The following is a 25,532-nucleotide window of genomic DNA, read 5'->3' as shown; positions in this document are numbered from 1 at the left end:
CTCTTCTTTTGCATTCTGGTGCTCGATAACTCGCCCAACGAGTCTACGTGGGCGGTGGATGCCGATGGCCCCGGTGCTCCCCGCCGTCACCGCAGTCACAGCGGTCACAAAAAAGCGACCGGCACCCTTCTTGCCCGCCTCAGAGCGACAACGGCTGTCGCTATGAGGTGGACAGAAAGCCTCATGCCACCCGTCGCGGGACGCAAGTGACGCATGTGACTACGCCTCGCCCCTGACAATGTCGACGAACATGTGGTGGATGCGACGATCGCCGGTCATCTCGGGGTGAAACGCGGTCGCCAGCATCGGGCCCTGCCGGACGGCGACGACGTGCCCGGCCGCGCTGGCCAGCGCCTGCACCCCGTCGCCCGTCCGCTCGACCCACGGCGCGCGGATGAACACCGCGCGCACCGGCCCGTCGAGCCCGGCGAATGGAATGTCGCCCTCGAACGAGTCGACCTGGCGCCCAAACGCGTTGCGCCGCACTGTCATATCGATCGCGCGCAGCGGCAGCGCCTGCCGGCCCCGGGCCCCGGCATCGAGGATCTCGGTGGCCAGCAGGATCATGCCGGCGCACGCGCCGTAGGCGGGCAGCCCGTCGGCCAGCCGCCGCCGCAACGGCTCGAGCAGCTCGAAATCCAGCAACAGGTGGCTCATCGTGGTGGATTCGCCGCCGGGAATGACCAGCCCGTCCACCGCGTCCAGCTCGCTGCGGCGGCGGACCGGCATCGACTCGGCTCCCGCCTCGCGCAGCGCCGCCAGGTGCTCGCGGGTGTCGCCCTGCAGGGCCAGGACCCCAATCCTCGGCGCGCTCACGGGGAAATCATTGCTTGTGCGGCTGGTATCCGCGCGGGAAGCGGGTCAGACCCTCCTGCATGACCGCGGCGACCATCTCGCCGTACTGGTTGAAGATCTTGCCCTGGCACAGCGCGCGACCGCCGCAGGCCGAGGGCGAGGACTGGTCGTAGAGCAACCACTCGTCGGCCCGGAACACCCGCATGAACCACATCGCGTGGTCGAGCGAGGCCACCTGCAGGTGCGCGCGTTCGTCGAGGTGGGTGACCTGCGCCGAGCCCAGCAGGGTGAGGTCGCTCATGTAGGCCAGCGCGCAGATGTGCAGCACCGGGTCGTCGGGCAGTGGGTCGCGGTGGCGAAACCACACCTGCTGCTGCGACGCCTTGCCGGGCAGCCGCTCCACCCGCTCCCGCGGCACGATGCGGACGTCCCACTCCTCGAACTGGCGGAACCCGGCGTCGTCGAAGACCTTGATCGAGTTCAACCCCGGCAGGCCGTCCGGCGGCGGTGCCGCGGGCATCGCGTCCTGGTGGTTGATGCCCTCCTGGTCGGTCTGGAACGACGCCGACATCGAGAAGATGGTTTCGCCGTGCTGGATGGCGTTGACGCGGCGGGTGCAGAACGAGCCGCCGTCCCGGATGCGTTCGACGATGAAGACCGTCGCCGCCGTGGCGTCCCCCGGCCGCAGGAAGTAGCCGTGCAGCGAATGCACCAGGAAGTGCGGGTCGACGGTGCGCACGGCCGACACCAGGGACTGCCCGGCGACGTGGCCGCCGAAGGTGCGCTGGAAATATCCCGAGTCGGGGCTGAACACGTTTCCGCGGTAGATGTTGACCTCGAGTTGCTCGAGATCAAGGATCTTCTCGATCGACACGCTTACCAGCCGCGTTCGGCCAGGCGATGCGGCTGCGGGATCTGCTCCACGTTGATGCCCACCATCGCCTCGCCCAGCCCGCGCGACACCTTGGCCAGCACGTCGGGATCGTCGTAGAAGGTGGTGGCCTTGACGATCGCGGCGGCGCGGTGCTCGGGCGCCCCGGACTTGAAGATGCCGGAGCCGACGAACACGCCCTCGGCGCCGAGCTGCATCATCATCGCGGCGTCGGCGGGGGTGGCGATGCCGCCGGCGGTGAACAGCGTGACCGGCAGCTTGCCCGCCCGGGCCACCTCGAGGACCAGCTCGTAGGGCGCCTGCAATTCCTTTGCGGCGACGTACAACTCGTCCTCGGACAGCGACGTCAGCCGCCGGATCTCGCCGCTGATCGCCCGCATGTGCGTGGTGGCGTTGGACACGTCGCCGGTGCCGGCTTCGCCCTTGGAGCGGATCATGGCCGCGCCCTCGCCGATGCGCCGCAGCGCCTCGCCGAGATTGGTCGCGCCGCACACGAACGGCACCGTGAACTTCCACTTGTCGATGTGGTGGGTGTAGTCGGCCGGCGTCAGCACCTCCGACTCGTCGATGTAGTCCACCCCGAGGCTCTGCAGGATCTGCGCCTCGACGAAGTGCCCGATCCGCACCTTGGCCATGACCGGGATGGTCACGGCGGCGATGATGCCCTCGATCATGTCGGGGTCGCTCATCCGCGACACCCCACCCTGGGCGCGGATGTCGGCCGGCACCCGTTCCAGCGCCATGACCGCGACGGCGCCGGCGCCCTCGGCGATGCGCGCCTGCTCGGGCGTGACGACGTCCATGATGACGCCGCCCTTCAGCATCTCGGCCATGCCGCGCTTGACGCGCGCGGTGCCGGTCTGGTTGGCCTGGCCACCATTTGCCTGGGCGGTGTCCACGTCTCTCCTTCGCTCCGTCAATGCCTGCACCAGTCTAGTGGTGGCCAACAAACCGGTTTTTCCAGCTCGGGCGCGGGACCTGTCATATCGTCAGATCACCGAGTCGAAAGAAACGTAGCGATGAATTTCGCCGTGTTGCCGCCGGAATTGAATTCCGAGCGCATGTTCGCCGGTCCGGGCCAGGGCCCGATGCTGGCGGTGGCCTCGGCCTGGGACGGGCTGGCCGAGGAGTTGCGCGCCGCGGCGGGCTCCTTCGCGTCGGTGACCGCCGAGTTGGCGGGCGACGCCTGGGCCGGCCCGGCGGCGGCGGCAATGGCGAGCGCCGCCGGACCGTACGCGGCGTGGCTGAGCGCGGCCGCGGGTCAGGCCGAGCAGACCGCCACCCAGGTCCGGTTGGCCGCCGACACCTACGAGGCGGCGCTGGCGGCCACCGTGCACCCAATTGCGGTGGCCGCCAACCGGACTCGGCTGACCTCGCTGGTGGGATACAACCTGCTGGGCCAGAACGCCCCGGCGATCGCGGCGGCCGAGGCCGAGTACGAGCAGATGTGGGCCCAGGACGCGGCCGCGATGTCGGATTATTACGCCGGTGCCTCGGCCGCGGTCGCGCAACTGGTGCCGTGGCAGGCGCTTCCGCAGAACCTGGGCAGCGGAAACGTCGGCGTCGGCAACACCGGCATCAACAACGTCGGCAACGGCAACATCGGCATCGGAAACCTCGGCAACGCGAACTTCGGCATCCAGAACACGGGCAATCAGAACATCGGCATCGGGAACACCGGCAATCAGAACATCGGCTTCGGGAACCCGGGCAACGGCAACGTCGGGGTGCTCCTGGTCAACGAGAACCAGGTGGGGGTCGGCGGGCCGACGGCGTTGATCATGGGCGGCACCGGCCTCGGCCCGCTGCCCCGGCTGCACAACGTGCTGGCTTCCGAGCTCTTCATCAATCCGACTCATCCCGACTACAACGCGCAGTTCCTGGTGACGCCCGAGAAGTTGTTCCCGTTCACCGGGCTGGACAGCCTGACGCTGGACCAGTCCGTGGCCCAGGGTGTGCAGAACCTGAACGCGGCGATCAACACGCAACTCGCGGCGGGAAACCACGTCATCGTCTTCGGCGGCTCGCAAAGCGCCGTGATCGCCACCGTCGAAATGCGCAATCTGCAATCTTTGCCGGCGGGCGTGCGGCCGGCGCTGGACCAGCTGTCGTTCGTGCTGATCGCCAACCCGGACCGCCCCGACGGCGGGCTGCTGGCGCGCATGCCCGGTTTCTCCATACCGGGAATGGGCTTCACGTTCTACGGCGCGACTCCCACCAACGCCTACCCCACCATCGACTACGCCGTCCAATACGACGGCGCCGCCGACTTCCCGCAGTACCCGATCGATATTTTGGCCGACGCGAACGCCGTCGCCGGCTTCCTTTTCGTGCACCCGGCCTACAACACCGTGACCGCGGCCCAGCTGGCGTCGGGGGTGGTCCAGCCGGTGTCACCGGGGGACACCATGACGACCTACATCCTCATTCCCAATCCGAACCTGCCGCTGCTGGACCCGCTGCGCGCCATTCCCCTGCTGGGAAACCCGCTGGCCGACCTGGTCCAGCCGGACCTGCGGGTACTCGTCGAGCTGGGCTACGACCGCGCCGCCTACCAGGATGTGCCCACGCCGTTCGGGCTGTTCCCGCAGATCGATCCGGCGACGCTCGGCGCCGAGCTGCAGCAGGGGGCGGTGCAGGGAGTCACCAACGCGCTGGCCGACGTGGGGTTGCGTTTTTGAGACCTCAGAGGATGGGCTGAGGCACCCCCGCCGCGGCGCTTTCGGCGCCGTCAGCCAGCCGGTTGGCCACCGGCAGCAGCTCGCCCAGTTGGCGCGGGTACACCTGTTCGCCCGCGGCGGTCAGCTCGGCGATGTCGTTCGCGTCACACCAACGGGCGCCGTGAATGTAGCTGCGTTCCAGCTCGGTCCGCCCCGCCAGGGACGGCTCGAACCGGCGGGTGCGGTGCAGGAGGTAGAACTCCTCGCTCTCGATCAGCGAGCCGTTGAACTCGAAGACCTCGTCGCGCCGCCACACCGGTCCGATCATGTCGGCCGGTTCGACCCGCAGGCCGGTCTCTTCGGCCAGCTCGCGCACGGCGGCCTCGACCAACCGCTCGCCATCGCCCACCTCGCCGCCCACGGTGAACCACCACCGGGGCGCCGCCCCGTCGCCGAAGGCCGGGTTGGCCGGGTCCGACCCGCACAACAACAGCACGGCGCCGGACTCGTCGAGCAGGACCACCCGCGCCGACGTACGGTGGTTGGGCACGCCGCGCTCGGGGTGCGCCAGCGCGTGCGGGCGCTCCAGGATTTCGAAATAGCTTGGCAGCGCGGCGGTTCCGCCAAGCCGGAGGGTGCGCACCAGGAATCGCTCACGCAGGGCCAGGGTGTCGCGAACGGCGTCGTTGTGGAAGCGGCGGGCCAGCACCACGCGGGCCTCGGCGTCGGCCAGCTCGGCGATCAGACCCGCCGGCAGCGACGCGGGGTCGACCATCGCGAGCGCGGCCGACAGCTCGTTTTCCGCGTTCTCGCGGGCCGGACGCGGCGCGCGTTCCGCCGCGTCGGCCAGCGCGGCCAGCCGCCTGCCCTCCGCGGAACTCCCATACCCGTCGATCGCCACGGCCCGAGCCACCACCGCGCGTCGGGCCAGCGCCCCGTCGAGCGCCTGCCAGGACAGGTCGTAGCGGACGTGCAGCCGGTCGAGCCGGTGGGCCGTCTGGTATGCCCAGCCGGCGAAGGCGACCAGCGCCACCAACGCCACGACGGCGATGACGAGCCACGTCATCAACTGGCCACCTGGACCTTGGCGCCCGACCCGGCGACCGTCTCGTACACCCGCATGATCTGGCTGGCCACCACCGACCAGTCGTAGCGGTGGACCGCCCTCGAAGCGGCCGCCACGTACCGTTCGCGCAGCGCGTCGTCGGCAAGCACCTCGACCAGCGCATCGGCCAGCGCGCCGGCGTCATCGACGGGCACCAGCCGCCCGCAGTCGCCGTCGCACAACACCCGCCGGAACGCGTCCAGGTCGCTGGCCACCACCGGCGTGCCGGCGGCCATCGCCTCGACCAGGACGATCCCGAAGCTCTCCCCTCCCGTGTTGGGCGCGCAGTAGACGTCGGCGCTGCGCATCGCCGACGCCTTTCCGGCGTCGTCCACCTGTCCGAGGAAGCGAATGTGGTCCACCAATTCGCCTGCCTGCTCGCGCAATTCGTCCTCGTCGCCGCGCCCGACGATCAGCAACTGCACATCCGGGTGGCTCTCGACCACCCGCGGCAGCGCCTCGAGCAGCACCGTCATGCCCTTGCGGGGCTCGCCGTAGCGGCCCAGGAAAAGCACCGTCTTGCCCGGGCGCGGATATCCGTCGAGCCGCGGCGCCGAGGCGAACGAATCCACGTCGACCCCGTTGGGAATCTCCACCGCGTCGGTGCCCAGCGCCTCCATCTGCCAGCGCCGGGCCAGGTCGGACACCGCGATCCGGCCGACGATCTTCTCGTGCATCGGGCGCAGGATGCCCTGAAAGACCGTCAGGGTCAGCGATTTGGTGGTCGACGTGTGAAACGTCGCGACGATCGGCCCCTCGGCGATGTTCAGGGCCAGCATCGACAGGCTGGGCGCGTTGGGCTCGTGCAGGTGCAGGACGTCGAAATCGCCGTCGGCGAGCCACTTTTTGACCTTGCGGTGGGTGGCCGGGCCGAACCGCAGTCGGGCCACGGACCCGTTGTAGGGAATCGGGACGGCCTTGCCGGCGGAGACGACGTAGTCGGGCAGCGCGGCGTGCGGGGACACCGGTGCCAGGACGCTGACCTCGTTCCCGCGGGCGCGCATCACCTCGGCCAGCTGCAAGACATGGGATTGCACCCCGCCCGGCACGTCGAACGAATACGGACAGACCATCCCGATTCGCATCAGGTTTCCCTCAACCTCGCCTGCTTGGCGTCCGACAAATCCGCGAGCCACTGCGGCTGCATCATGTGCCAGTCCTCGGGGTGCGCCGCGATGTTCGTGGCGAACTGATCGGCCAGCGCCTGCGTGATGGCCTGGACGTCGCCGCTCGAGGTATCCACGGGCGGGTATATCTCGACGGGCCAGCCGTCGGGCTCGTTCCAGCAGTGCGCCGGGCACAGGGCCGCCCCGGTTTCGATCGCGAGCTTCGCCGGCCCGGCCGGCATGCGGGTGGGTTCGCCGAAGAATTTGACTTCCACACCGGTGCGGGTCAGGTCGCGCTCGGCCATCAGGCACACCGGCCGGTTGGCCCGCAGCCTCTCGCAGAGCACCTCGAACGGCGGGCGTTCGCCGCCGGAGAGCGGGATGACCTCAAAGCCAAGGCTTTCCCGGTACCCGATGAAGCGCCGGTACAGCGATTCGGGTTTGAGGCGCTCCGCGACGGTGGCGAAGGTGCCGTGCGTCTGCACCAGCCACACCCCGGCCATGTCCCAGTTGCCACTGTGCGGCAGCGCGAGCACCACTCCCCTGCCCTCGGCCAGGGCGGCGTCGATGTGGTCGGCCCCGCGGAACGTCTTGTCGATGCGACGGGCCAACTCGCGGTGGTCCATCGTCGGCAGCCGAAAGGCCTCCCGCCAGTAGCGGGCGTAGGACGCCAGCGAGGCTCGCATCAGCTGGTCCGGCACCTGATCGGGTGGCACGCCGATCACACGGGCCAGGTTCTTGCGCAACTGATCAGGCCCGCCGCCGCGGGCGGCGTAACGCGCGCCGGCGTCGAATGCGTTGCGGGCGGCGAACTCCGGCATCGCCCGTACCGCCATCCACCCGGTGGCGTACGCCCAGTCGCTCATCCTGTCGGTGGTGGTGGCTGCTACCAGGCGACTCACCAGGCGCCGGGGCGCCCCGATCGCGTTGAGGCCGGGCGGGTTCGGGATCACGGCATGGGCTCCGTCGCGCCGGGGGAAGTGCGCACCGTGTGCAACCGCTGCACGCAGGTGACGACGCTGGCCGCCGCCAGCAGCCACATCGCCACCGACAGCGCGGGCGGCCAGGCGATGTAGGGAAAGTCGGAGATGCCGGCGCCGACCAGCACGATGATCAGCCGTTCCGGACGTTCGATGATGCCGCCGTCGCCGCGCAGCCCGCTGGCTTCGGCCCGTGCCTTGATGTAGGAGATCACCTGCGAGGTGACCAGGCAGATCAGCGTCGCCACCACCAAGAGCTTGTCGTGCAGGCCGAAGGCGGCCCACCACAGCAGCCCGCAGAACACGGCGCCGTCGCTGATCCGGTCGCATGTCGCGTCCAGCACCGCCCCGAAACGCGTTCCGCCACCCCGTTCCCGGGCCATCGCCCCGTCGAGCATGTCGAAGAGCACGAAGAACCAGACCACCAGCGTGCCGGCGAACAGCCGGCCCGTCGGGAACAGTGTCAGTGCCCCCGCGACCGCGACGACCGTGCCCAGGATGGTGACGGCGTCGGGCGTCAATCCGACTTTCAGGCATGCCCGTGCCGTCGGAGTGGTGAGCCGAGCGAACGCCGCCCGGGACAGGAACGGCACCTTACTCACTGTCGGGCCCACTCCGTCGCGAGCAGCCGGCGGGTGTCGCGCAGCAGCTGCGGGATCACCTTGGCGCCACCGACGATGGTGATGAAGTTGGCGTCGCCGCCCCAGCGGGGCACGACGTGCACGTGCAGGTGCTCGGCCAGCGAGCCCCCGGCCGACGTGCCCAGGTTCATCCCGACGTTGAAGCCGTGCGGCCGCGACACGTTCTTGATGACGCGAATCGCCTTCTGGGTGAAGGCCATCAGCTCCGCGCTCTCCGCCTCGGTCAGGTCCTCGAGCTCCGACACCCGCCGGTAGGGCACCACCATCAGGTGCCCGGGGTTGTAGGGGTAGAGGTTGAGCACGGCGTAGACGAGTTCGCCGCGCGCGACCACCAGTCCGTCCTCGTCGGGCAGCTGCGGAATGTCGGTGAAGGGCTGCTCGGTCTTGCCATTATCGCGCTTCATCGGCGCCTCGGCCAGGTAGGTCATCCGATACGGCGTCCACAGCCGTTGCAGATGGTCTTGCTCACCGACGCCCCGGTCCAGGATGGTGTCGTCGCGCTCGGAGTCACTCACCGCCGGTTACCTTCACCAGTTCGGCCGTGGGAGTGGCGTTTTCGCGGTCGGCGATCCACTTCACGACCGCATCGACGGCGCTGTCCCGGTCCACGCCGTTGATCTGCGTGCGGTCGCCGAAGCGGAAGCTCACCGCGCCGGCCTGCACGTCGCGGTCGCCGGCCAGCAGCATGAACGGCACCTTCTGGTTGGTGTGGTGGACGATCTTCTTGGCCATCCGGTCGTCGCTGGCGTCCACCTCGACCCGCACACCGTGCGACTTCAGCTGCGCGGCAACGCTTTCCAGATACTCGACGTGCTCGTCGGCGACCGGGATGCCGACCACCTGAACCGGCGCCAGCCACGCCGGGAACGCGCCCGCATAGTGCTCGGTCAGGATGCCGAAGAACCGCTCGATCGACCCGAAGAGCGCGCGGTGGATCATCACCGGGCGCTGCCGCGTCCCGTCCGGGGCGGTGTATTCCAGCTCGAAACGCTCCGGGAAGTTGAAGTCCAGCTGGATGGTCGACATCTGCCAGGTGCGCCCCAGCGCGTCTTTGACCTGGACGGAGATCTTGGGACCGTAGAACGCCGCGCCGCCCGGGTCGGGCACCAGGTCCAGCCCGGATTCCGCGCCCACCTCGGCCAGCACGTTGGTGGCTTCCTCCCACACCTCGTCGGAGCCGACGAACTTCTCCGGGTCCTTGGTGGACAGCTCCAGGTAGAAGTCGGTGAGGCCGTAGTCGCCGAGCAGGTCGAGCACGAAGCGCAGCAGCGAACGAAGCTCGTCGCGCATCTGGTCGCGGCTGCAGAAGATGTGCGCGTCGTCCATCGTCAGGCCGCGGACCCGGGTCAGCCCGTGGATCACGCCTGACTTCTCGAGGCGATAGACCGTGCCGAACTCGAAGAGCCGCAACGGCAATTCGCGGTAGGACCGCCCGCGGGCCCGGAAGATCAGGCAGTGCATCGGGCAGTTCATCGGCTTGAGGTAGTAGTCCTGCCCCGGTTTGCGCAGCGACCCGTCCTCGTTGTGTTCGGCGTCGATGTGCATCGGCGGGAACATGCCGTCGGCGTACCAGTCCAGGTGGCCCGACGTGTGGAACAGCTGGGCCTTGGTGATGTGCGGGGTGTTGACGAACTGGTACCCGGCCTCGGTGTGCTTGCGCCGCGAGTAGTCCTCGAGCTCGCGGCGCACGATCCCGCCCTTGGGGTGGAAAACGGCCAGGCCCGAACCGATTTCGTCGGGGAAGCTGAACAGGTCCAGCTCGGCGCCGAGCTTGCGGTGGTCGCGCCGCTGGGCCTCCTCGATCAGCTCCAGGTAGTTCTCGAGCGCCTCCTGCGACTCCCACGCGGTGCCGTAGATGCGTTGCAGGCTCGCGTTGCGCTGGTCGCCGCGCCAATACGCCGCCGAGCTTCTGGTCAGCTTGAACGCGGGAATGTGCTTGGTGGTGGGGATGTGCGGTCCCCGGCACAGGTCGCCCCAAACCCGTTCGCGGGTGCGGGGGTTGAGGTTGTCGTAGGCGGTGAGTTCGTCGCCACCGACCTCCATGATCTCCGCGTCGCCGGACTTGTCGTCGACGAGCTCGAGCTTGTAGGGCTCGTCGGCCAGCTCGGCGCGCGCGGCGTCCTTGGACTCGTAGACGCGCCGGTCGAACAGCTGGCCGTCCTTGACGATCTGGCGCATCCGCTTTTCCAGCTTGGCCAGATCCTCCGGCGTGAACGGCTCCGCCACGTCGAAGTCGTAGTAGAAGCCGTCGGTGATCGGGGGCCCGATGCCCAATTTGGCTTGCGGGAAAAGGTCTTGGACGGCCTGGGCCAACACGTGCGCGGCCGAGTGCCGGATCACGCTTCGGCCCTCGTCGGTGTTGGCCGCGACCGGGACGACCTCGGCGTCGGCGTCGGGCACCCAGCTCAGGTCCCGCAGCTTGCCGTCGGCGTCGCGCACCACCACGATCGCGTCGGGCGTCCCGCGCCTGGGCAGCCCCGCCTCACCGACCGCGGCGGCCGCGGTGGTCCCGGCGGGCACCCGGATCGGGGTTGCCGGGGTGGGCTGTGCGGCGGCGCTCATCGGGTTTGGTCTCCAACGTCTGGGTGGTCAGTCGTTGCAATGCTATCGGGGCAGTCGGCGTCCGAGCAGGGCCGCCGACTTGGTGCCGCACCGCAACCGCAGTCGGGCGCGCTCATCTGGGGGAATCGCAGTAACTCAGCACGCTGCGCAGTTGCTGCTGGCCAACTCGGCGAAGTTCAAGTCGTCGGGGGCGAAACGGATCAACGGGTTGGCCGGCGATCAATCGAGGGAATCCGGCGACAGGCTGCCGATGAGGTAGCCGACGATCAGCGGAATCGCTTGCGGTACCGGGCCACGGCATCGTCGTGCACCGTGGCGGCGAAGTCCAGGCGCTCGCCGCGCAGGTACCCGGCTACACCGAGCGCCGTGAGGCCCGCGCCCGAGATCCACGCGGTCCACCCTGCGTCGTCCCCGGTGAACCCGGCAACCCATGGCGACAGGAACAGCGCGAAACCCGTGCACGCCAGCGTCAAGAAGTCGTGGGTGGGGTCCACGGCAAGCAGCGACCAGACGGCGGACACGGCCGCCAGCACCCCGAGGCCGATCGTGACGCCGCGCCCCGCCGCCGTCGTGTGCGCAGCGATTCCCAACACCACGGTGGCGAGGCCCCCGAGAAGCGCCGCTCGCCCGAGCCAAAAGCTGGGCACACTGCGCAGTGCCTGGCCGACCCCCAGCTCGTTGATGCGGTCCCCGGTCGCCGCCTTATCACCCAGCCAGCCGATAGCGCCGAGGACCATGGCAATGCCACCGGCCACCCAGCACGTCCAGGAGGCGCCGAGGTCGGCGTTGTACCCGTTGCCCAGGAACGGGACGGTGACCGTGGCCAGGCCGACGACGAACAGGCCCCAGTGGTCGGGTCTGCGGTGGCGCGCGAGTACGGCCAGCACACCGAAGAAGGCAATGAACGCGGCGAAGCCGAACGCAAAGCCCTCACCGACGCGGGTCGAGCTCGACGCGAACGCCGCCACGGCCGCGCAGACACCGAGTCCTACCGCGGACCAGCCGATCCACGTTCTATCCGACGCGACGGACATCTCCGGCGCATACCCGCGCCGGTGCGTCTCACACACTAGGTGCGGTCTGGGGCGGCCCAATCTGCCGACTACCGGGGTATCCGGCTCGGCCGGTTCGGCGGAGGCTCAGATGTTGGCGGCGTCGGCAGGGAAGTCGGGCGCGGCTGCGGCTCGTTGCGGGTGTCGTCAGTGGCGCGGACGCGACGCAGTCCCAGCGTGTAGGAGGTCATGGAGAGCGATCCGAACGTGAAACCGTCAACGTGACCACTTGCTCCCCAACGGCTTACGCGTGTGCCAACCAGGCCAGCGCGGCGACCGTCAGCGCTTCGGTGCCGGTGTCGAGAGTGGGCTGGATGACGGGCGCGAACGTCGGCGAATGGTTGACCGGGATGTCCTCGCTGATCCGGCCTGCTGAGTCGGCTTCTCGATATGCGCCGGGATCGGTTCCACCGATACCCCAATAGCTGTAGGGCGTGTCGAGTGCGTTGGGAATGTCGCTGAAGTCTTCGCTCGCGGTCTGCAGCGGCAGATCGCATGACCGGTCGCCGAAATGGTCGTCGAACGCGCGGCGCACCCGCTCGGTTACCGTCACATCGTTGGTGGTCGGGGGGTAGTGGTCGAAAAGTTCGAAGTCGGGGTCTTTCGGCGTGCCGGATGCGTGGCATTCCGCGATGACGATGCGCCGGATCGAGTCAACGATGCGGTTGCGGGTTCGCTCGCTATAAGCGCGCAGGTTCAATTCGAGCACAGCGCGGTCGCCGATGACGTTGCTCTTCGCGCCCGACTCGACCTTCCCGATCGTCAGCACCGCGGGATCGGTCGGCTCGATCTCACGGGAGACGACGGTCTGCAACCGGATCACGATCATGGCGGCGAGGACCACGGGGTCGACCGTCGCCTGGGGCATCGAGCCGTGCCCCCCGCGGCCGTACACCGTCACTCGCATACTGTCCGCGGACGCCAAAACGGGCCCGGCTCGCGTCCGAACCTGACCGGCCGGAAAGGGCAGGACGTGTTGCGCCAGCGCGACGTCGACGCGGCCGACCAGCCTCGCAAGCTCGTCGTCGACCATGCCGCGTGCGCCGTCACCGACTTCCTCGGCGGGCTGGAACAACGCGATGGCGGTGCCCTGCCACTGGGCGCGCGCGCCGGCCAGCAGCGCGGCAGCGCCGAGCAGGCAGGCCACGTGGACGTCGTGCCCGCAGGCGTGCATCACCGGTACGTCGTTCCCGTCGGTGTCGGTGGTGGTGACAGTGCTCGCGTACGGAAGGCCGGTGTCCTCCCGCACCGGCAGCGCGTCCATGTCGGCGCGCAACAACACGGCGGGACCGTCACCGTTGCGCAGGATCCCGACCACGCCGCTACCGCCGATGCCCTCGTGAACGTCGTAACCGAAGCCGCGTAGCCGTTTACTCACCGCTTCGGCGGTGTCGTGTTCCTGGTGCGAGAGTTCCGGATGCTGATGGAGGTTTCGGTAAAAGTCTTCCTGCCATCCGCGGGTTTCGGCCAGGCCGGCAAGCACCGTTGCGGACAGTGACACGCTATTCATCGTCCAAGCCATTCCCGTCGCGGATCGTGCCGACACCCTTGCGAGGCCGAGGCCGCGAAAAAATGGTCGCCGGAGACCAGGCGTCGGCGGCGGGCAACATCCAGCCACGCCACTGCGCGAGCCAGCACAGCACCGTCCCGGTCAGTGCGCCCAACAACAGCCCTGGCGTCGGATGGTTCCGGTAGTTGAAGAACACCAGCACGCCGCTCGCGGCGAGCGCGCACGTGGCGTACAACGTGTTACCACCGAAGATTCCCGGCACGCGACGCATCACAATGTCCCGCGCTGCGCCCCCACCCACCGCCGAGATCGTGCCCAGTAGCAGCGCAGCCAGCCAGCCGAGGCCCACAGCGAGCGTTTTGTGCGCACCGGTCGCGGCCCAGCATCCCAACGCTAGCGCGTCCACAACCGGCCACACCCAATTCCACACTCGGCCCTCGACCCGGAACGCGAACGCGATCGCCGCTCCCGCCAATGCGGTCAAGAGATACGCATAGTCGGTGAGCGCGACCGGGGTGCCGCGCTGGAGCAGAGTGTCGCGGATCATGCCGCCGCCCAGTCCCGACAACACGGCGAGCGCGCCGAAGCCGACGGGGTCCAGCTTCTCCTTACGTGCGACCACACCGCCCAGCAGGGCGTTGCCGAACACGCCGGTCAAGTCCACCGCGCGGAACAACTCCGCCATCGTCATGTCCGCGAACGCCACAGCGAAAACCCCTTCACCGCATTGCCCGGGTCACCTGTTACGGCTGCCCGGGCTTGAGCCGCACGAACAGCGCGTCGGCCTCGGTCAGCAGGGTGTCGCCGTCGCGGAGCCGGCCCGACACGAAGATCTTGCGCCCGTCCACTCGGTCGATGCCGGCCTCGAACTGCAATTCCTTCTCGATCGGCACGATGTGGCGGTAGTCGATCTTGAGGTAGGCGGTGCGCTGGCGCGGGCCCCCGGTGATCACCGAGGACGTCAGCCCGAGCACGCTGTCGAACAGCATCCCCAGCGCGCCGCCGTGCACGGCGCCGTTGCGCCCGAGGTGAAATCGCGCGAAGCGCGCCCAGCCGTGGATACGCCCGTCGTCGCCCTTGCTCGCCTTCATCGGGATGGACAAGATGTTGCCGCGCATCGGCAGGTCCATCCGGCGCCCGGACGGCGACTCCCACTCGTCGGCGTCGTACGGGCTCAATAACGCCGAGAGCTTCTCCAGCTGATCCGCGGCCTCGGTGATCACCGCGTCGGGGGCGTCGACGGCGCGGGCGTGGTCCTGCAGCTTGCGCACGGCGTCGATGAAACGGCCGTAATCGGGACCGCCCTTGGTCGTCGGCTCGGGTGGGTTGAACCCACCGCCGGGGTGTCTGTGATGGTCGCCGGCCACCAACACACCGTATCGGTGACCGGGAGGACTAGCCGTGCTGACCGGAAGGACCCTGGGCGCCGGGGCTGCCGTCGTTGCCGTTGCCACCGTCCTGGGTTGACCCCGCGCCGCCGTCGCCGTGGATGCCGAAGCCCCCGCCGGTGCCGCCGCTGCCCCCGCTGCCGCCCGGGCCGGCGGCTCCGTTGGTACCAGGTCCGCCGAACAGCAGCCCGCCGGTCCCACCCGTACCGCCGACGCCGCTGCCTCCGCCGTTGCCCCCGGTGCCGCCGGTGCCACCGTGGCCGCCGTTGCCGCCGTATCCGCCGACTCCGCTATAGCCGGGCGCGGCGCCGCTAAAGCCACCTAGGCCGCCCTGGCCGCCCGGACCGCCGACACCGCCTACACCGCCTACACCCCCGGTGCCGGCGATGCCGCCATCACCGCCCGCGCCGATTAGCCCGGCGGCACCACCATGGCCTCCCGATCCACCCGCACCGCCCGTACCGCCCGTACCCCCGATACCTCCCGCGCCACCAGCGGCACCGTCGCCGGCTAGGGCGGAACCGCCGCCACTGCTCGTCGCGAACCCACCAAAGCCGCCGGTGCCGCCGGGGCCGCCGACGGCACCACTGCCCCCGACGCCCCCGGTGCCGCCGGCCCCGCCGGCACCGCCACTTCCAACCAAGAGGCCGCCACGGCCACCGTCGCCGCCCGCGCCCCCGACGCCGCCAGTGCCGCCAGGTGCGCCCGCACCGCCATCACCCGCAAACCCGCCGGAGTGGCCGAAGGCAGCACCATGTCCCGACTCAGCGACACCCCCGAAGCCGCCGGCGCCACCCGCACCGCCGGGAGCCAAGGCAACGGTCCCGTTGCCGGCCGCACCCCCGTCCGCTTCGCCCGAATTGGTAGAGGCCGTACCGCCGGCGCCGCCAGCGCCGCCGTTTCCGCCAGCACCACCGGGTCCGCCGCTACCGGCCCGCGCGTTCCCGGTACCAGTCACGTCCGCGCCACCACCCGACCCGCCGGTGCCGCCGGCGGCGCCAAGTCCGCCATCGGCGCCGGCACCGCCGTTGATGCCGGCGGCGTTGGCATTACCGACCACCACATCGGACGCGGGGGCCCCGGTCGCAGCCGTGCCATTCACCGTCGGGTTGACACCGTTGGCCCCGGCCAACCCCGTGCCACCCTGACCACCAGCGCCCCCGGTGCCGAATAGGACTGCGTTGCCACCGGTGCCGCCGTGCCCCGGCAAACCGCCGTTGATGCCCGCGATCGCGGCACCGCCCTGGCCGCCGACCCCGCCATTGCCGTAGAGCCAGCCGCCGGTGCCACCGGTGCCGCCGGCCGCGCCGGCCCCGCCCATGCCGCCTGTGCCGCCGGTGCCGATCAAGCCGGCGGGACCGCCGTTGCCGCCAATCTGGCCGGGCAGGCCATTGCCGCCGGCACCCCCATTGCCGTACAACAGTCCGCCGGCGCCGCCGGACTGGCCCGGCCCGCCGGGCGTGCCATCACCGATCAGCGGGCGGCCCAGCACTAATTCGGTGGGCGCGTTGATCACGCCCAACACGTCCTGCTCGAGGGTCTGCAACGGCGACGCGTTGGCGGCCTCGGCGAGGGCATACGCGCCCGCGCCGCCGGTCAGTGTCTGCACGAACTGCTGATGGAACGACGCCGCCTGCGCGCTCAACGCTTGGAAGGCCTGACCGTGACCGCTGAACAGGGCCGCGATTGCGCCCGAGACCTCGTCGGCCCCCGCCGCCAACACCCCGGTCGTCGCGCCGGCAGCCGCCGTGTGGGCCTCGTTCAGGGCAGACGCGATAATTTCTAAATCCGTTGCCGCAGAGGTCAATACCTCCGGCGCCGCAACCACAAACGACATTTCTTCCCTCCGCCCACGCAGCCGTATCGGCGCGTCCGGGCGGCGTCACGGCGACGGCGAGCCGCAGCGTGGGGGTGTCGCGGTTGGCGTGGCCGTGCCGGCCGCCCGGAGCGCTCGCCGCCCAGTGTGCGGAGTCGGGCGGCCCCGGGATATCGGGAATTTTCCCTATTTTTGGGTGCGACGGCGGTTACACGGTCTGCTGGCCGCCCGCCTTGGCCAGCGTCTCGAACTCCTCGTCGGTCAAGGTGATCTCGGCGGCGGCGACGTTCTCCTCCAGGTGCGCGACGCTGGACGTGCCCGGGATGGGCAGCATCACCGGCGAGCGCTTCAGCAGCCAGGCCAGCGCCAGCTGCGACGGGCTCGCGTCGTGCTCGGCGGCGATGCGCTGCAGGGGCCCGTCGGGCGCGGCCAGCGGACCGGCGGCCAGCGGGAACCACGGGATGAACCCGATGCCCTGGCTGGTCGCGGCGTCCAACAGCGGCTCGGCGCCGCGGGAGGCCAGGTTGTACATGTTCTGCACCGACACGATCTCGGTGATCTGCTGGGCGGCGGTGAGCTGGTCGACGTCGATCTCGGACAGGCCGATGTGGCGGATCTTGCCCTCGTTCTTCAGCGTGAGCAGCTCGCCCACCTGGTCGGCCAGCGGGAAATTGGGGTCGATGCGATGCAGCTGGAACAGGTCGATGGTCTCGACGCCGAGGCGGCGCAGGCTCATCTCGCATTCCTGGCGCAGGTAGCTGGGGTTGCCCAGCGGGATCCAGACGTCCGGGCCGGTGCGCAGCAGCCCCGCCTTGGTGGCGATCACCAGGCCGTCATAGGGGTGCAGCGCGTCGTGGATGATCTCCTCGGAAACGTAGGGCCCGTAGGAGTCCGCGGTGTCGATGAAGTTCACCCCGAGCTCGACGGCGCGGCGCAACACCCGCACGCACTCGTCGCGGTCGGCGGGCGGGCCCCACACGCCCTTGCCGGTCAGGCGCATGGCGCCGAAACCGAGGCGGTTGACGGTCAGGTCGCCGCCGAGGGTGAACGTTCCGGATGCTTGGGCAACAGTCTGAGTGGTCACGTCTACAAACGTACGCTGAACCCGTGGACCTACAAGCGCTCGAAGAACTTCCACTCACCTACAAGGAGATAGGAGCCACCGCGGACGGCGAGCTGCCCGACGGCTACGACCACCAGCACAACGAGCGTCAAATCGGCACCGGCCGAACGCGTTTCGAGCAGGCGGGCGACGCGGTCCTGCGCTGGGGCATGCAACGCGGATCCGGCCTGCGCGTGCAGGCCAGCTCAGAGGTCGCCGAGGTCGACACGGTGTTGGTGGTGCGGCTGGGTTTTCTGCCCGCGCCGTGCCGGGTCGTCTACGTCGTCGACGAGCCCGACATCCGCGGGTTCGCCTACGGCACGCTGCCGGGCCACCCGGAGTCGGGCGAGGAACGCTTCGTCGTGCGCCGCGACCCGGCCACCGACGCGGTGTACGCGGAGGTGTCGGCCTTCTCCCGCCCCGCCGCCTGGTGGAGCAAGGCCGGCGGGCCGGTCGTCAGGGCGGCCCAGCACGTCATCGCCAGGCGCTACCTGCGCGCCGTGTAGCCGCTACGAGCCCCAACCGGTCAGCAGCTTCTCCGCGCCCGCGCACATCTGCGCGATGACCTCCCCCACCGGCGCGTCGTCGCGGATCATCCCGACGCCCTCGCCGGCATCGACGGGCGCGACGCGGCGATCGTCGGCGGCGACGGCCGCGGCCAGTTCGTCGCACGCCGACACATCGAGCGCGTCCTCGTGGCCCGTCCAGCGCGCGACGAAGTCGTTGGCCAACACGCGCGACGGGAACTTCGCCGGCCAGGGCAGCCCCCTGGCGACGTCGAAGGCCCGGGTGACGGCCGTGTCGGTGGCCCGGGCGGCGATCAGCGCGCGGCGGCTGCCCTCACCGGTGAGCGCCTCCGGGCACGCCGCCAGCCGGGTGCCCACCCACGCCCCGCTCGCACCGGCCGCGAGCACGGCGGCCAGGCTGCGCGCCGAGGCGACGCCGCCGCCCGCGAGCACGGGCACCGTCACGGCGTCCAACACGTCGTCGAGCAACGGCAGCGTCGCGAGTTTGACCTCGCCGTGCCCGCCGCCCTCGGCCCCCCGCGCGACCAGGATGTCGACGCCGGCATCGACGGCCCGGCGGGCACCCACCCCGTCGTAAACCTGTGTGACGGTGGGGATTCCGGCGTCATGCGCCGTCGCGACCCACGACCAGTCGGTGCCGAAACTAACCGACAACAGGGCGGGCCCGGCAGCCAGCGCATCCTCGAGCAGCCCCTGCCGGGTCCGAATCACCCAGTCCACCAAGCCGATTCCGAATCTCCCGCGCACGTGCGGCAACTGGGCTTGCAGCGCTTCCCGGCTGCCGTCGCTGCCCATGCCGACCATGCCCAGCCCACCGGCCGCGGTGACGGCAGCGGCCAGCTGGCCACCGGCGACCCCACCCATCGGGGCGTTGACGATCGGCACCCGCAGCCCGAAACTCCTTGACCAGGGCGTGGATAGCATCCGGTTAGTGCGCCCCGGGCTGGCTCTTCAACACGGTCAGCATGACCACCGAATCCTCGACGGCGTGCAGGGCGTGCCGCTCCGCCGGGATCGCGACGTAGTCGCCGGCCTTGCCTTCCCAGGCGTCGCCGCCGGTCGTCAGGCGGACGTGACCCTGCAACACCTGCAGCGTCGCCTCGCCGGGGCTGTCGTGTTCCGACAGATCGTGGTCGGCAAGCAGGGCGAGCACGGTCTGCCGAAGCTCGTGAGTGTGACCGCCGTGGATGGTGTGCGCGGCGCGTCCGCTGTGCGACCGTCCCGCCTCGGCCAGCTTTTCGGAGGCCAGGCCGGTCAACGAGATGGATTCCATAGTCGTCTCCTTCGCTCGTGCAAGCCCGCAATCAGGCGGTCAATAGCAGTATCCCCGCCACCAGCAAGGCCACGGCCTTGACCGCCTCCAGGCCGATGTAGCCGTAGTGGGCGTTGGACCGCGGACCTTCCGATCCGGCGAGCACCGCATCGGCGCGGCGGGTCAGCGCCGGGCGCACCGCGATCAACTGGATCGCCAGGGCGGCGACGGCGACGGCGAACGCCACGGTGATCCGCGCGGGCGTCGGGCCCGACACCACGATCGCGACGATGACGAGGGCGAAGGCGACCTCGACGGTGTTGAGCGCGCGAAAGACCAGGCGACCGATGCCGAGGCCGATCTGCAGCGTCACGTTCGGCGCGCGGAACTTCAGCGGGGCTTCGAGGAACGAGATGGCCAGCACCATGCCCAGCCAGACGAAGGTGACCGCGACGGCGACCGCGGATCCGGTGCTCACCGGGCCGGGCCGGCCGGTGAGACGTGGGCCAGGCACAGGTCCGGTTCGACGAACGCGTCGAGGCGATCGACCGAGACTGGTGCCCCCCACGCCTCCAGGGCTCCCTGCATCAGGCCGAGGTGGATGGGGCACACGACCGCGCCACGGGTTTCGGCCAGTTCCAGGAACGGGCAGTGCCGCAGGCCCACCAGTTGCTCGCCGTCGGACGTCCGGCGCTCCGGCGCGAAGCCGAGGTCGTCGAGGACCTCGACCAGCCGATCGAGCGCTTCGTCGGCGCGCCGGGCCTTCGGCGCCTTGGCGCGTGATTCCAGGTTCCGCCCCCAGGCCCTACCCGCGGCAATCGCCTTTGCGCGCGGATTCCGGTCGGCGGCCAGCGCCGCGGTCAGGACTTCGGCCAGCATGCGGTAGTGGCGCGTGCCGCCGCGATCCATCTGCCGCACCGCCTGGAACATCAGCGGCGGGCGCCCGGGGCCCTTGCGGTCGTGCTCCACCTGCTCCACCTGGCTGGCAGCGAGCAGGCTGTCGAGGTGGAAGCGCACGGTATTCGGGTGCACGCCGAGCTGTTCGGCGATGGCAACGATGCTCAGCGGATCGGGCGACGACCGCAATAGCGCCAGCACCTCGCGGCGGCGGCGTCCGGTGTTTTCTCCCACTGACGTAATGCCGCTCACGCTCCTTTGGTCTCGTCGGCCCTGGGCTGGGTGGCGACCAGCGATGTGTCGACATCGCGGGCCCCATTATCGGCCAGGCGGGCGGCGAGCTCCACCGGCAGGTCGCACGTCACGTAGCTCGACTTTACACAACAGCTCTTGTGAAAAGAGGCGGCCACGAAAACTTTTGTGCGCGCGGTCTTGTGACAAACGCCCCTGCTGAAACACGCCAGGCCCCGATACGGTCGTGCGTGAACGGTCACGCCGACGAATCGAGGACTGGGGATGTCATCGCAGAGCGCACGTTTGGGGATCGTCGTCGGCATCGACGACTCGCCGGCCGCCAGGACAGCGGTGCAGTGGGCGGCGCGCGACGCCGAGCTGCGCAACGTGCCGCTGACCCTCGTGCACGCCGTTTCTCCCGAGGTTCGGACGTGGCTGAGGACGCCCGTGCCCGACGGGGTAATGCGCTGGCAACAGGAGCACGGTCGCCGGCTGGTCGACGAGGCGCTCAAGGTCGTCGAAGCGGCCTCACTGCGCGGCGGCCCGGCCGGCATCCACACCGAAATCCTTTCCTCCGCAGCGGTTCCCACGCTGATCGATTTGTCCAAGGAGGCGGACATGCTGGTCACGGGGGCCCAGGGCAGCGGTCGCTGGCCCGGCCGGCTGCTGGGCTCGGTCAGCTCGGCGCTGCTGCGCCACGCGCACTGCCCGCTTGCAATCATCCACGAGGACCCGGGCGCCGGTCGGGGCCCGGTGTTGCTCGGCGTCGACGGCTCACCGGCATCCGAGCCCGCAACCGCGATCGCCTTCGACGAGGCGTCCCGCCGTAACGCGGACTTGGTGGCCCTGCACGCGTGGAGTGATCTCGACCGATCGGAGTGGCCCGAAATTGATTGGCCCACAACCCAATCGGCGGCCGAAGAGGTGTTGGCCGAGCGGCTGGCGGGCTGGCAGGAGCAGTACCCCGACGTCGGGGTGACCCGCACCGTCGTGCAGGCCCAGCCGCCACGCCGGCTCGTCGAGCAGTCCGCGGGTGCGCAGCTGGTCGTGGTCGGCAGCCGGGGGCGCGGCGGCTTCGCCGGAATGCTGGTGGGATCCGTCGGGGAAGCCGTCGCGCAGATGGCGCAGGCGCCGGTGATCGTGGCGCGGGACGCCCCGGCCTAGTCGCCCCACCCGCGCTCCCCCACGAGATGCGCGTCCTCGGGGCGGAACCGCAGCCGCCCGTCCACCACCGAGCGCACGACATCGGTGAGCGGCTTGTGGTGGCGGTAGGCGTACGCGCGCAACCGCAGCGGCGACACGGCGAATCGTTCGGAAAGCATGCCGGTGGCTTGGTGAATCTCGGCGTGCCAGAGAACCGGACCGGTGCGCCTTCTCGGCCAGCTCGGTCGCTAGGCGGGAGACGCCACGGCCGGTCCACGGTGGGCGAGCCGGTAGACGTCCATCAGCCGGGTGAGGTCGCTCGGCGTGATGATGCCGACCACCTCGCCGCCGTCGAGCACCAGGGCGCGGCTGCGGGCGCCGGCCGGTGCCATCCGCTCGAGCAGCGCGGTCAGCGGCTCCCGCGGCCCGGCGGTGGGCACCGCGTCGAGGGGCAGCGCGATGTCGGCCACCCGCGTGCTGCCCCGCGCTTCCGGCGCGACGTCGCGCAGCTGGGTCAGCGACACCAGCCCCACGATCGATCCGTCCGGATCGGCGACGGGGTACGCCGAGTGACGGTCGCCCAGGACGTAGCGCTGGACGAAATCCTCGACCGTGAGCCAGCCGGGCGCGGTGTGCGGGTGCGCGGTCATCGCGTCGGAGACACTCACCCCGGCGAAGAGCTGCCGCGTCGTAATCCGGGCCTCTTCCTCGCGACTGGCGGCGAAGATGAACCAGCCGATGAAGGCCAGCCAGACGCCGCCGACCACGCCGCCCGCGACGAATTCGGCCAGGCCCAAACCGATCAGGACGAACGCGACCACCCGTCCCGCATGCGCCGCGCCGATGCCGGCGCGCACGATGTCGCCATGGCGCCGCCACAGGTAGGCGCGCAGGACGCGGCCGCCGTCGAGCGGCGCGCCGGGCAACAGGTTGAACAGGCCCAGCAGCAGGTTGATGCCGGCCAGCCACGAGGCGACGCCGACGACGACGGACGCGGCATGCAGGGCGCGCAGCGCCGCGACCAGCCCGCCGAACGCCGCCGCCAAGGCCAGGCTGGTGGCCGGGCCGGCGATCGCGATCCGAAAGGCCGCCTTGGGCGTCTTCGCCTCACCGCCGAGGTTGGTCACCCCGCCGAACAGCCACAGCGTGACGCTCTCCACGGCCACCCCGGCCCGGCGGGCGACGACCGCATGCGCGAGCTCGTGGGCCAACAGCGACGCCAGCAGCACCAGCGCGCCGCACGCTCCGGCGAGCCAATAGACCGGGGCCGAATACCCCTTGGCGGTGCCGGGCAGCGTGCTCGCCAGGCTCCAGGTGAACAGCCACAGGATGACCAGCACGCTCCAGTTCACGTTCACCGGAAACCCGGCGACCCTGCCCAGCGGGATCGCGTCGCGCACCTAGCACCTCCAAAGTCGCAGGCGGACAGATTGTTTCAGCGTCCGGCTCCTGCCGGCGCCGTCATGAGCGGCCGCTCGACCCGGTGCTTGATGCGGAGCAACAAACCCCGGGTGCCCAGCGCGAGCACCGGTCTGGCCAATTCCATGGCGAACACTTCGCCGGGATGACGCAGGGCCAGCCGGGCGCGGGTCAGCAGCCGCACCCGGTCTCCCCAGTGCGGCTGGATGTGGAAGGACCACACCGCATTCCAGCGCAGGTCTTCCCGCGTGGCGTTGAGCACGATGTACTTCTCGGGCATGATCTCGGCGACGGTGAACGTCACGCCGTCGGGCAGCCCCGGCCAGCCGTCGGGGGCCAGGCGCAAGACGTCGCCTGCCGCAAGGTGTTCCGTCGACGGCGGCGAATCAACCTCGCGGCGGCCACCGGCCAGCCGCACCAGCGCGGGCCACACCGCCGCCACCGGCGCGTCGATATATACCGCCTCGGTGGTCTGGATCGCCGGGTCGGCCACCAACGCGTCACCGGGCAGCAACATCCGGCACTCCGCCTTGGTGGCGCCCCAGTTGCGGTAATAGCGTCGCGCGCCGTAAAGCATGGCGAGCAGCGCCGCCGTCTCAGCGGTCCGCCTGGTCGCGTTGGCCATGGCGCCAGTGTCGGCGGGCCGTCGAACCGTCCGCCAGAGTCGATGGTCCCCGCGGCCGCGCCAATGTGCCCTCGTTGCCCGCTCGGGACTTTGGGCCCTATCCGCAATCGGCGCGTGACGAAATAATGACTACGTCTGACGTAACTTGGCTGCGGCGGTTGCGGCTGAACAAAGGAGACTGACGGTTATGGGTGGTAGCCCACCGTTGTTATTGTCCGATTCCGACGTTGACGCCCTCGCGGGTGAATTCTTGCGCTCGCGCTACCTGGGTCCCATCTATGCCGACTGGTCGCCCGACCGGCGCCTGGACACGTTCCTGCGGCGGCGCGGTCTGCCCCGCGTGGCCGACGACGGCGATCTCGCGAAGACCGTGCTGGATCGGATCATGGCCCGCGTGAGTGGCGGGGCGCGGGGCTAGCCGCTGCGCGCACCCACGGCGGCTTCGAGCTCGGCCAGGCATTGCTCGGTGAGCGGGATCAGCTTCTCGATGTCGGGCACCACGTCGGCACCGGCGGCGTAACCGAATCCGATGCTGTCGGCGTATGAACACGTCGTCACATTGAGCGCCATCCCGTCGTAGACGGTGGACACCGGATAGATCTCCTCCAGACGCGCGCCGTTCCAATACATTTCGCCGCGCGGGCCGGGCACGTGCGAGATGGGCAGGTTGTATCCGGTGCGCAACTTCGGCGTGAACGGCAGCAGCGGGAATATCACCGTCGCGGCGATGCTTCCCGCGGCGGTCAGCAGCGATGCCGCCGATCCGCGCTTGGCGACCCACTGCTTTCCTTCCGACATCGATCGGTGGATCAGGTCCAGCCGCGCGGCGGGATCGGCCATGTCGGTGCCCAACGGGCACAGCCACAGACCGAACATGTTGCCGTGCTGGTCATTTCCCTCGTCACGCTCGCGAGCGCGCACCGTGATCGGGCACGCCGCCACCAGGGACCGCTCCGGCAGCTCGCCACGCTCGAGCATCCAGCGCCGCACCGCGCCGGCCACCAGGGCGGTCACCACGTCGTTGCCGGTGACCCCGGCCGCCCGCTGCACCGCCTCGATGCGCTCCCTCGGCCAGCTGGCGGCCGCGACGGCACGTTCAGGTCCGAGGTGGCCGTTGAACCGCGTGTAGGGCGCCCCGAAAGGCAGCACGGTCGTGTGGCCGACCAGGCTGTCGACCACGGTCGACAGCTCGCCCGTGACGGCCCGCCCGATCAGCCCGACGCTCGACGTCGCCGCGCCGAGCAGCGATCGCAGCGGCGCGACGAGACGCGACGCCAGCCCGCCGTCCGCCGACTGCGGCGCCTCGGGACGGCGGTCGGCGTAGAACGGCGGCATCGACCGGCACTGCGGGTCGGGGCTCAGCGCGTCGGCGATCATCCGGAAGCCGGCCACGCCGTCGATGACGGTGTGGTGCACCTTGATGTAGAGCGCGAATCGGCCGCCGTCGAGGCCGTCGATCAGATACGACATCCACATCGGTCGGGAGCGGTCGAGGCGCTCCGCGTCCAGTTCGCCGATGAGCCGCCAGAACTCGTCCTGGCCCCCGGACACGGTGTGGCGCCTGCAATGGTGGCTGAGGTCGACGTCGGGCATGTCCCGCCACACCCACACGCCGCCGGTGTCCACGCCGCTGTGCGGGTATCTGCGCAGCCTCGGGTCGATTGGATGGCCGCCCGCGAGCGCGTCGCGATACAGCTCGTCGACGAAGTCCGGCCCGGCGTCCTCCGGCGGCGACAGGATCAGCATCGCGCCGACATGCATCGGGCTGGCCACCAGCTCCGCGGCCATCATCGCCACGTCAAGGGGGTCCATGGGAGCCACCGCGG

27 protein-coding genes are annotated in these 25,532 nt (G+C 70.1%); 4 read left to right on the top strand and 23 right to left on the bottom strand.

Translation table 11 applies throughout. The annotated features are described in order from the left end of the window. Nucleotides 1-219: 219 nt before the first annotated feature. Genes pdxT through pdxS form a run of 3 tightly spaced genes read right to left on the bottom strand, consistent with a single transcriptional unit; the run spans nucleotide 220 to nucleotide 2,586 of the window. A complete protein-coding gene (gene pdxT / locus AC5Y4S_RS06505) occupies nucleotides 220-816 on the bottom strand; it encodes a pyridoxal 5'-phosphate synthase glutaminase subunit PdxT (RefSeq protein ID WP_500031172.1) in 597 nt (198 codons plus the stop codon). Nucleotides 817-823: 7 nt separating this feature from the next. Beyond that, complete coding sequence (gene tesB, locus AC5Y4S_RS06500; RefSeq protein ID WP_500031170.1) at nucleotides 824-1,669, bottom strand: acyl-CoA thioesterase II; 846 nt, start codon at nucleotides 1,667-1,669, stop codon at nucleotides 824-826. A 2-nt stretch (nucleotides 1,670-1,671) separates the two neighbouring features. Continuing rightward, the gene (gene pdxS, locus AC5Y4S_RS06495) at nucleotides 1,672-2,586 is read right to left on the bottom strand and encodes a pyridoxal 5'-phosphate synthase lyase subunit PdxS (protein ID WP_068128615.1); all 915 of its coding nucleotides are present in this window, start codon (nucleotides 2,584-2,586) and stop codon (nucleotides 1,672-1,674) included. A gap of 120 nt (nucleotides 2,587-2,706) precedes the next feature. Between pdxS and AC5Y4S_RS06490 the strand changes: the two genes are divergently transcribed. Further along, on the top strand, nucleotides 2,707-4,368 hold the full coding sequence (locus tag AC5Y4S_RS06490) for a PE-PPE domain-containing protein (RefSeq protein WP_500031167.1): 1,662 nt from the start codon (nucleotides 2,707-2,709) through the stop codon (nucleotides 4,366-4,368). Nucleotides 4,369-4,372: 4 nt separating this feature from the next. Here AC5Y4S_RS06490 and AC5Y4S_RS06485 read toward each other — a convergent pair whose 3' ends face one another. The 12 genes from AC5Y4S_RS06485 to AC5Y4S_RS06430 form a co-directional block, all read right to left on the bottom strand. Beyond that, nucleotides 4,373-5,413 (bottom strand): NUDIX hydrolase, encoded by a 1,041-nt coding sequence (locus AC5Y4S_RS06485; RefSeq protein WP_500031165.1) that lies wholly within the window; start codon nucleotides 5,411-5,413, stop codon nucleotides 4,373-4,375. Beyond that, a complete protein-coding gene (locus AC5Y4S_RS06480; RefSeq protein ID WP_500031163.1) occupies nucleotides 5,413-6,537 on the bottom strand; it encodes a glycosyltransferase family 4 protein in 1,125 nt (374 codons plus the stop codon). The genes AC5Y4S_RS06485 and AC5Y4S_RS06480 overlap by 1 nt, the downstream gene beginning before the upstream one ends. Then, on the bottom strand, nucleotides 6,537-7,511 hold the full coding sequence (locus tag AC5Y4S_RS06475) for a phosphatidylinositol mannoside acyltransferase (RefSeq protein ID WP_500031161.1): 975 nt from the start codon (nucleotides 7,509-7,511) through the stop codon (nucleotides 6,537-6,539). Before AC5Y4S_RS06475 ends, AC5Y4S_RS06480 begins: the two co-directional genes overlap by 1 nt. After that, nucleotides 7,508-8,140: a phosphatidylinositol phosphate synthase gene (pgsA, locus tag AC5Y4S_RS06470; RefSeq protein WP_068101594.1), complete on the bottom strand. Its 633-nt coding sequence runs from the start codon at nucleotides 8,138-8,140 to the stop codon at nucleotides 7,508-7,510. Before pgsA ends, AC5Y4S_RS06475 begins: the two co-directional genes overlap by 4 nt. Beyond that, nucleotides 8,137-8,694, bottom strand: coding sequence for an ATP adenylyltransferase (locus tag AC5Y4S_RS06465; protein WP_500031158.1), 558 nt, complete (start codon nucleotides 8,692-8,694; stop codon nucleotides 8,137-8,139). Before AC5Y4S_RS06465 ends, pgsA begins: the two co-directional genes overlap by 4 nt. Then, complete coding sequence (thrS, locus tag AC5Y4S_RS06460; RefSeq protein ID WP_500031156.1) at nucleotides 8,687-10,741, bottom strand: threonine--tRNA ligase; 2,055 nt, start codon at nucleotides 10,739-10,741, stop codon at nucleotides 8,687-8,689. The genes AC5Y4S_RS06465 and thrS overlap by 8 nt, the downstream gene beginning before the upstream one ends. Before the next feature lie 266 nt (nucleotides 10,742-11,007). Next, nucleotides 11,008-11,775, bottom strand: coding sequence for a hypothetical protein (locus AC5Y4S_RS06455; RefSeq protein WP_500031155.1), 768 nt, complete (start codon nucleotides 11,773-11,775; stop codon nucleotides 11,008-11,010). A gap of 262 nt (nucleotides 11,776-12,037) precedes the next feature. Continuing rightward, nucleotides 12,038-13,276: an amidohydrolase gene (locus AC5Y4S_RS06450; RefSeq protein WP_500032183.1), complete on the bottom strand. Its 1,239-nt coding sequence runs from the start codon at nucleotides 13,274-13,276 to the stop codon at nucleotides 12,038-12,040. A 19-nt stretch (nucleotides 13,277-13,295) separates the two neighbouring features. Continuing rightward, nucleotides 13,296-14,009: a trimeric intracellular cation channel family protein gene (locus AC5Y4S_RS06445; RefSeq protein ID WP_500031154.1), complete on the bottom strand. Its 714-nt coding sequence runs from the start codon at nucleotides 14,007-14,009 to the stop codon at nucleotides 13,296-13,298. Nucleotides 14,010-14,046: 37 nt separating this feature from the next. Continuing rightward, on the bottom strand, nucleotides 14,047-14,670 hold the full coding sequence (locus AC5Y4S_RS06440) for a PaaI family thioesterase (protein WP_500031152.1): 624 nt from the start codon (nucleotides 14,668-14,670) through the stop codon (nucleotides 14,047-14,049). A 28-nt stretch (nucleotides 14,671-14,698) separates the two neighbouring features. Further along, complete coding sequence (locus tag AC5Y4S_RS06435) at nucleotides 14,699-16,528, bottom strand: PE family protein (RefSeq protein ID WP_500031150.1); 1,830 nt, start codon at nucleotides 16,526-16,528, stop codon at nucleotides 14,699-14,701. Nucleotides 16,529-16,715: 187 nt separating this feature from the next. Continuing rightward, a complete protein-coding gene (locus tag AC5Y4S_RS06430; protein ID WP_500031146.1) occupies nucleotides 16,716-17,591 on the bottom strand; it encodes an aldo/keto reductase in 876 nt (291 codons plus the stop codon). Between the two features lie 23 nt (nucleotides 17,592-17,614). Between AC5Y4S_RS06430 and AC5Y4S_RS06425 the strand changes: the two genes are divergently transcribed. Then, entirely contained in the window at nucleotides 17,615-18,115 is a 501-nt protein-coding gene (locus AC5Y4S_RS06425; RefSeq protein WP_500031144.1) for a DUF1990 domain-containing protein, read from the top strand. 3 nt (nucleotides 18,116-18,118) lie between these two features. Here AC5Y4S_RS06425 and AC5Y4S_RS06420 read toward each other — a convergent pair whose 3' ends face one another. The 4 genes from AC5Y4S_RS06420 to AC5Y4S_RS06405 are packed head-to-tail and all read right to left on the bottom strand — an operon-like array spanning nucleotide 18,119 to nucleotide 20,537. After that, the gene (locus tag AC5Y4S_RS06420; protein ID WP_500031142.1) at nucleotides 18,119-19,060 is read right to left on the bottom strand and encodes an NAD(P)H-dependent flavin oxidoreductase; all 942 of its coding nucleotides are present in this window, start codon (nucleotides 19,058-19,060) and stop codon (nucleotides 18,119-18,121) included. 4 nt (nucleotides 19,061-19,064) lie between these two features. Next, entirely contained in the window at nucleotides 19,065-19,409 is a 345-nt protein-coding gene (locus AC5Y4S_RS06415; RefSeq protein ID WP_068183082.1) for a cupin domain-containing protein, read from the bottom strand. A gap of 31 nt (nucleotides 19,410-19,440) precedes the next feature. Next, nucleotides 19,441-19,866: a hypothetical protein gene (locus AC5Y4S_RS06410; protein WP_500031139.1), complete on the bottom strand. Its 426-nt coding sequence runs from the start codon at nucleotides 19,864-19,866 to the stop codon at nucleotides 19,441-19,443. Beyond that, the gene (locus AC5Y4S_RS06405; protein ID WP_500031137.1) at nucleotides 19,863-20,537 is read right to left on the bottom strand and encodes a helix-turn-helix transcriptional regulator; all 675 of its coding nucleotides are present in this window, start codon (nucleotides 20,535-20,537) and stop codon (nucleotides 19,863-19,865) included. The genes AC5Y4S_RS06410 and AC5Y4S_RS06405 overlap by 4 nt, the downstream gene beginning before the upstream one ends. Before the next feature lie 264 nt (nucleotides 20,538-20,801). Between AC5Y4S_RS06405 and AC5Y4S_RS06400 the strand changes: the two genes are divergently transcribed. Continuing rightward, a complete protein-coding gene (locus AC5Y4S_RS06400; protein ID WP_500031135.1) occupies nucleotides 20,802-21,683 on the top strand; it encodes a universal stress protein in 882 nt (293 codons plus the stop codon). Here the strand turns inward: AC5Y4S_RS06400 and AC5Y4S_RS06395 are convergent. From AC5Y4S_RS06395 to AC5Y4S_RS06385, 3 genes are all read right to left on the bottom strand, one after another. After that, nucleotides 21,680-21,841, bottom strand: coding sequence for a hypothetical protein (locus AC5Y4S_RS06395; protein WP_500031133.1), 162 nt, complete (start codon nucleotides 21,839-21,841; stop codon nucleotides 21,680-21,682). The genes AC5Y4S_RS06400 and AC5Y4S_RS06395 overlap by 4 nt on opposite strands. 69 nt (nucleotides 21,842-21,910) lie before the next feature. Further along, on the bottom strand, nucleotides 21,911-23,062 hold the full coding sequence (locus AC5Y4S_RS06390; protein WP_500031132.1) for a site-2 protease family protein: 1,152 nt from the start codon (nucleotides 23,060-23,062) through the stop codon (nucleotides 21,911-21,913). A gap of 35 nt (nucleotides 23,063-23,097) precedes the next feature. Further along, nucleotides 23,098-23,706 (bottom strand): SRPBCC family protein, encoded by a 609-nt coding sequence (locus tag AC5Y4S_RS06385; RefSeq protein ID WP_500031130.1) that lies wholly within the window; start codon nucleotides 23,704-23,706, stop codon nucleotides 23,098-23,100. A 187-nt stretch (nucleotides 23,707-23,893) separates the two neighbouring features. On the opposite strand from AC5Y4S_RS06385, the gene AC5Y4S_RS06380 reads away from it, so the two are divergent. Next, a complete protein-coding gene (locus AC5Y4S_RS06380) occupies nucleotides 23,894-24,124 on the top strand; it encodes a hypothetical protein (RefSeq protein WP_068101635.1) in 231 nt (76 codons plus the stop codon). Here AC5Y4S_RS06380 and AC5Y4S_RS06375 read toward each other — a convergent pair. Beyond that, a complete protein-coding gene (locus AC5Y4S_RS06375; protein ID WP_500031128.1) occupies nucleotides 24,121-25,527 on the bottom strand; it encodes a wax ester/triacylglycerol synthase family O-acyltransferase in 1,407 nt (468 codons plus the stop codon). The genes AC5Y4S_RS06380 and AC5Y4S_RS06375 overlap by 4 nt on opposite strands. Between the last annotated feature and the right edge of the window lie 5 nt (nucleotides 25,528-25,532).

This window comes from Mycobacterium sp. NGS64, assembly GCF_059812245.1.
This window is presented reverse-complemented; position numbering and strand designations above follow the sequence as displayed.

What these genes read in the sequence shown, in the direction of transcription:
- AC5Y4S_RS06490 (WP_500031167.1), top strand. Translation starts at nt 2,707, where the DNA reads ATGAATTTCGCCGTGTTGCCGCCGGAATTGAATTCCGAGCGCATGTTC.
- AC5Y4S_RS06485 (WP_500031165.1), bottom strand. Translation starts at nt 5,413, where the DNA reads ATGACGTGGCTCGTCATCGCCGTCGTGGCGTTGGTGGCGCTGGTCGCC.
- AC5Y4S_RS06480 (WP_500031163.1), bottom strand. Translation starts at nt 6,537, where the DNA reads ATGCGAATCGGGATGGTCTGTCCGTATTCGTTCGACGTGCCGGGCGGG.
- thrS (WP_500031156.1), bottom strand. Translation starts at nt 10,741, where the DNA reads ATGAGCGCCGCCGCACAGCCCACCCCGGCAACCCCGATCCGGGTGCCC.
- AC5Y4S_RS06455 (WP_500031155.1), bottom strand. Translation starts at nt 11,775, where the DNA reads ATGTCCGTCGCGTCGGATAGAACGTGGATCGGCTGGTCCGCGGTAGGA.
- AC5Y4S_RS06435 (WP_500031150.1), bottom strand. Translation starts at nt 16,528, where the DNA reads ATGTCGTTTGTGGTTGCGGCGCCGGAGGTATTGACCTCTGCGGCAACG.
- AC5Y4S_RS06420 (WP_500031142.1), bottom strand. Translation starts at nt 19,060, where the DNA reads ATGCTATCCACGCCCTGGTCAAGGAGTTTCGGGCTGCGGGTGCCGATC.
- AC5Y4S_RS06415 (WP_068183082.1), bottom strand. Translation starts at nt 19,409, where the DNA reads ATGGAATCCATCTCGTTGACCGGCCTGGCCTCCGAAAAGCTGGCCGAG.
- AC5Y4S_RS06400 (WP_500031135.1), top strand. Translation starts at nt 20,802, where the DNA reads ATGTCATCGCAGAGCGCACGTTTGGGGATCGTCGTCGGCATCGACGAC.
- AC5Y4S_RS06395 (WP_500031133.1), bottom strand. Translation starts at nt 21,841, where the DNA reads ATGCTTTCCGAACGATTCGCCGTGTCGCCGCTGCGGTTGCGCGCGTAC.
- AC5Y4S_RS06385 (WP_500031130.1), bottom strand. Translation starts at nt 23,706, where the DNA reads ATGGCCAACGCGACCAGGCGGACCGCTGAGACGGCGGCGCTGCTCGCC.
- AC5Y4S_RS06380 (WP_068101635.1), top strand. Translation starts at nt 23,894, where the DNA reads ATGGGTGGTAGCCCACCGTTGTTATTGTCCGATTCCGACGTTGACGCC.